Here is a 3453-nt window from a genome sequence, read left to right as displayed (position 1 = left end):
GTAAACGTAATGGTAGGCAAGGGAGCCGATCCGCACACGTACGAACCAAAGCCAAAACAAATGACCGCGCTTGAAAAAAGCGACCTATATTTTGCTATCGGGATCGAGTTTGAGGAGGCTTGGCTGCCTAAATTTCAAAAATCTTATCCAAACCTTAAAATCATAAAAACCGACGCTGGTGTGGAAAAGATCAAATTTGAAGGTCACCACGAGCACGCGGACCACGATCATCACCATGACGCCAAGCACGAGCACGCTCACCACGAGCATAAACACGAGCATGCAGGTCACGATCATCACGATCACGATCATCACCACGGCGAATTTGACCCGCACATCTGGCTAGATCCCGTCTTGGTAAAGATCCAAGCTAAAAATATCGCCGCCGCGCTAAGCGAAAAATATCCTGAGAACAAGGCGCTTTTTGAGGCGAATTTGGCTAAATTTGAAGCTAAGCTTGACGAGCTTGACGGCTTTATCAAAAGCACTCTAGCAAACGTCAAAAACCGCGAATTTATAGTCTATCACCCGTCTTGGGGCTACTTTGCTAAGCGCTACGATCTAGAGCAAATCGCGATCGAAGTGGATGGCAAAGAACCAAAACCGGCCGAGCTAAAAGAGCTCATCGAGGAAGCCGAAGAGCACGGCGTGAAAGTCATTTTCGTCGCTCCGCAGTTTTCTAAAAAAGCTGCGCAAACCGTCGCCAAAGAAAGCGGCGCTAGCGTCGTAGAGATCGATCAACTGCCGCTTGATTGGGACGCCGAGCTACGCAAAACGGCGCAAATTTTCGCAAAGAGCCTGTAAATGAAATTTGGACGCATACTGGCTATTTTCGCGCTTCTTGCGTCCTTTTTTAGCTTCGTGCACGCCTGTGCTCTGTGCTCGCTTTACACACCGACCGCGCATGCCTCGGTCAAATTTGACGTCCAAGGCGACATGATAAAAACAGCCGCCGTAACCTGGACGTTTTCTGAAAATTTCACAGAACTAACGCTACAAAGCTACGACGAAAACGCCGATAAAGCGCTTAGCAAAAACGAAGCGTGGAAGGTGCAAAAATCCCTACTCGACTACATCGTGCCGCGCGGCTACCTAACTAGCGTGGGCTACTACGACGGCGCGGGCGAGACCGTAAATTTGCATACCAAAACGCTCTCGCAACGCGTCTATCTGGAGGGCGGCAGGCTAAATTTCGAGTATATTTTAGAGCTAAATTTGGCAGTCAAGGACGGCCGCGTCATCACGGTCGAGGTTTTTGATCACGAGGGATTTTTTAACTTTAAAATAAGCTCGCCCGAGCCATACGCGTTCACCGATAAAATTTATCTCGTGCCAAACGTAAATTTGAGTACGGCATTTTTTGAAATGACTTCAAAAGCGCCCAAAATAGAGCCTGCAAAGCCAGAGCTTAGCTCGCTTGTTAAAGCGCAAAATAAGCAAAATTTAGAGCAAATCGACGCCGAGGATAGGGCTAAATTTGACTCGGTTTCGGGCATGAGCCTACAGTTTTTGGAGCGCCTAAAAGAGCTCATCAAGATAAACAGCGCCGAGCTAAACGCGCTAAATTTCGCCCTGTTAGCCGCGGTTAGCTTTTTTTACGGCTTTTTGCACGCCGCTGGCCCCGGGCATGCTAAGATGCTCACGGCTAGCTACTTCGTCGCAAACGGCGGCAGCTACTCGCGCGCGCTGGCTTTTGCGATGAAGGTCGGCTTCGCACACGTGGCGGGGGCGTTTTTGCTCGTGCTTTTTAGCTACGTTTTTTTAAATGCGTTTTTGACGGACAAAGTCAGCGACATAGCGGGCGCGATGACGAAAATCTCGGCCGTAGCGATCGTTTGCGTGAGCCTTTATATGATCTACGCTAAGATTCAAAAAACGGTGCTAAAGCCTAAATTTAGCTTTGTCGCCGCGCCTGTCTCGGGCGAAAAAGGCGCAAATGAGGCGAGTAAAGTTTTTGGCTCAAATTTAAACTCCACGTCAAATTTGAGCGCAAAATCAGTCAAATTTAGCCCTATCGCCCACGAGAGCGAGTGCGGCTGCGCAGCCTGTAGGGCCTCTAGTGAGGCGCCAAAAACCGCTAGCGAGTGGCTCGTGGTGCTGGCTGGATCGCTCGTGCCGTGTCCGGGTACGCTGCTAGTTTTCGTGCTAGCATTTAGCCTAAACAGCTATGCGGCCGGGCTTGCTAGCGGCGTGTTTATGGGGCTTGGCATGGGTGCGGTGATATTTCTCGCGGCCGTTTGCGGCTTTAAGCTAAAAGGCGCGATGAGATTTCGCGCGCTGCGGACTTGCTGCGAGTTTGCCGCGCTTTTGGTGATGCTCGGGCTTGGCGTTTTTATGTTTTATATTTCGGGTAAGGTGAGCGTTTTATGAGCGACATTTCGGTGCGAAATTTGAGCTTTGGTTACGATGAAAACCTCGTGTTTGACGGCATAAATTTAGAATACGACTGCAAGGATTTTCTAGCTGTCATAGGTCCAAACGGCGGGGGCAAAAGTACGCTTTTAAAGCTGATGCTGGGGCTAAACAGGCCAAGCGGCGGGACGATAGAGGTGTTCGGTCAGGAGCCTGCTAGCGTGAGCAAGGCCGTGGGATACGTCCCGCAAAATATCCCGATAAATCAGAGCTTCCCGATGCGCGTGCTCGAGGTTGTTTTGATGGGGCGGATAGATAAAAAGCTGTTTGGATTTTACGGCAAGGACGACAAGATAGAGGCTGAGGCGGCGCTGGAGCGCGTCGGTATGGGCGAATTTACGCGGCGAAAGATCGGCGATCTAAGCGGTGGCCAGCGCCAACGCGTCTATATCGCGCGCGCGCTTTGCGCAAAGGCTAAAATTTTGATGCTAGACGAACCCACCGCCAGCATCGATACGAAGGGCCAGGCCGACATCTATAAGCTGCTAAAACAGATCAATGCTGACGGTACGGGCGTCGTGCTCATCAGCCACGACGTAAATTTGACGCTAAATTTCGCTACCAAAGTCGCCTACGTCAATCACGATCTTTTCATGCACGAGATCTCGCACGGTTCCAAGCAGGATTTTATCGAGCATTTGGCGAGAGATCATAGGCATTTTTGCGATGTGGAGGTGGCGTTGAAAGAGTGCGGCTGCGGACGTCACTAAATTTGGCAGCGGCTTGTCTTTTTTCTTTATACATCGTTAGAAATATCGCCGAAGCTCGGTTACGTATTATTTATACGCGCCCTCGCTCGGCTCATTTCCGTCTCGTCTAAAGAAAAAATACTTCGCCTTATCGTTTTGCGCTCAAATTTGAAGTTAAATTTGCAAATTTGAGCCACCGAGACCCACATCTTGAAAATGTCAAATTTACATTTTCGGCGCGACAGCACCGGATAAAACTGCGCATAGCGCAGCAACCTCTCACGTGCAGTGGGGTTAGAGAGGGCTTGGGAGAGGAAGGGGCGACGCTTCGTAAGTAGAATCCCCTTCCTCT

Annotated in this window: 4 protein-coding genes; 3 read left to right on the top strand and 1 reads right to left on the bottom strand. The window is 50.1% G+C overall.

Annotated elements, in window-relative coordinates; all coding sequences use genetic code 11:
* The 3 genes from Q0314_RS07095 to Q0314_RS07085 all read left to right on the top strand — a co-directional run.
* On the top strand, window positions 1-804 hold an 804-nt coding region (locus tag Q0314_RS07095), incomplete at its 5' end, for a zinc ABC transporter substrate-binding protein (protein WP_298057812.1).
* Window positions 805-2370, top strand: a complete 1566-nt coding sequence (locus Q0314_RS07090; RefSeq protein WP_298057810.1) for a DUF1007 family protein — start codon at window positions 805-807, stop codon at window positions 2368-2370.
* Complete coding sequence (locus Q0314_RS07085; protein ID WP_298057808.1) at window positions 2367-3122, top strand: ABC transporter ATP-binding protein; 756 nt, start codon at window positions 2367-2369, stop codon at window positions 3120-3122. Before Q0314_RS07090 ends, Q0314_RS07085 begins: the two co-directional genes overlap by 4 nt.
* A 59-nt stretch (window positions 3123-3181) precedes the next feature.
* Here Q0314_RS07085 and Q0314_RS07080 read toward each other — a convergent pair.
* The coding region (locus Q0314_RS07080) for a hypothetical protein (protein ID WP_298057806.1) at window positions 3182-3453 on the bottom strand (272 nt) is incomplete at its 5' end.

Origin of the sequence: uncultured Campylobacter sp., assembly GCF_938040115.1 — a bacterium.
Taxonomy (GTDB): domain Bacteria; phylum Campylobacterota; class Campylobacteria; order Campylobacterales; family Campylobacteraceae; genus Campylobacter_A.
Note: the sequence above shows the minus strand (reverse complement) of the source record. Positions and strands in the feature narration are given on the sequence as shown.

Bases quoted from the DNA above. Each gene is read 5' to 3' on its own strand.
- Q0314_RS07090 (WP_298057810.1), top strand. From the start codon at position 805: ATGAAATTTGGACGCATACTGGCTATTTTCGCGCTTCTTGCGTCCTTT.
- Q0314_RS07085 (WP_298057808.1), top strand. From the start codon at position 2,367: ATGAGCGACATTTCGGTGCGAAATTTGAGCTTTGGTTACGATGAAAAC.